The organism is Richelia intracellularis HH01, assembly GCF_000350105.1.
Taxonomy (GTDB): Bacteria; Cyanobacteriota; Cyanobacteriia; order Cyanobacteriales; family Nostocaceae; genus Richelia; species Richelia intracellularis.
Map to the genome: position 1 here is coordinate 1 of NZ_CAIY01000062.1, position 1,182 is coordinate 1,182.

The following is a 1,182-nucleotide window of genomic DNA, read 5'->3' on the forward strand; positions in this document are numbered from 1 at the left end:
AAGAACCAAAGTTTGGGGATACACCGTTCCCGGAAGAACAGGGTCTCTATACTAGTGCGTTTAATTCCGCAGGAAGTAACTCAGCTGCGCTCTTGGATAGTGATACAGATGCTGATTGGAATTTGTTTTCTGCTTCTGCTGAATCAGAAATGACAATGTTGCCATCTCCAGTCCATGTCCTGTGTGGAGTTATGCAAGTCCGCGCATGGATTAGTGCCGATGATACCGTTGATCAGATTGAAGAAGATTATACAATTGATGTTGCGGTATCTGTGGTGTCTTGGAAACCGTTGGTATATCGACCACGTAGGAAGACAGGCCGAAAGAGCTCGAAGAAATCGGGAGGCGGACGTTCTGGAACTAGATCCACCAGCAAAAACGCAAGGTCTTGATCTGTGCCGGATTTGCGTCGTCTTGATATTAGCTCTACAGGGAGTAGAGCAAGCAGGAATGTTATAACTTGAATTTGTTTCGCCCACATTATGGATAATGTCCTTGATGACTTAGACGTAGATAAATGTGAAGAATGTAATGCGTGGACTACCACCGCAAATTGTGCGAATATACGTGAGCATAATGGAACCTTGAGAACCTTGTGTACTTGTTGTACGCAGGCTATGATTAACACAGCTGGATGCACAGAAATTTCCTTCGGAGTAGATTGTAGTGCCGAAAGGTAGACCGACTACACATGGGTATACATGCCGCGACTGTGGCAGACCAATTAAAAAACAAGACCAACATCTATGCATACATGGAGATGCGCGAGATGTATTCGTCTCTTGAGAGACCAATTGAATGGAAATGGACATTGGAGCTGAACAAATGTGTGTCATTTGTTGGGAAGCAGTACCAATGGGATATATCTCGAAGAGGGAAGCTTGGCGTTGTTTTCAGGAACAACGTTCAAAACTAAAGCTAGTTTGCGATGACACACCCCGGAAGGGGTGCGCTAACATGACGCATACGAAGGAAAGCGGTAAGTCGACGATCATAGGACTCGTACATGACCCGTGGGGTCGTCGCACGCTTACCCTTTCTAATTCGGTTCAAGGCTTCTGGGTCAGGAGCTGGCCCAGAAATGAGAACGGCGATCTTGTGTCGCCTGTGAATTGGCAGGATTATCGCACAACATGGCGGCACGATTAAGTGCCCCAGTTCGTCGGTACGGGACGAAGGTGG

2 protein-coding genes are annotated in these 1,182 nt (G+C 46.8%); both read left to right on the plus strand.

Annotation, left to right across the window (positions count from 1 at the left end):
- The first annotated feature begins 213 nt into the window (after window positions 1–213).
- Window positions 214–459 carry a hypothetical protein gene (locus RINTHH_RS11055; RefSeq protein ID WP_196794897.1) on the plus strand — a complete coding sequence of 82 codons (246 nt, stop codon included), beginning with the start codon at window positions 214–216 and terminating at the stop codon, window positions 457–459.
- A 23-nt stretch (window positions 460–482) separates the two neighbouring features.
- Window positions 483–680 (plus strand): hypothetical protein, encoded by a 198-nt coding sequence (locus RINTHH_RS07230; protein ID WP_044304850.1) that lies wholly within the window; start codon window positions 483–485, stop codon window positions 678–680.
- The last annotated feature ends 502 nt before the right edge of the window (window positions 681–1,182 follow it).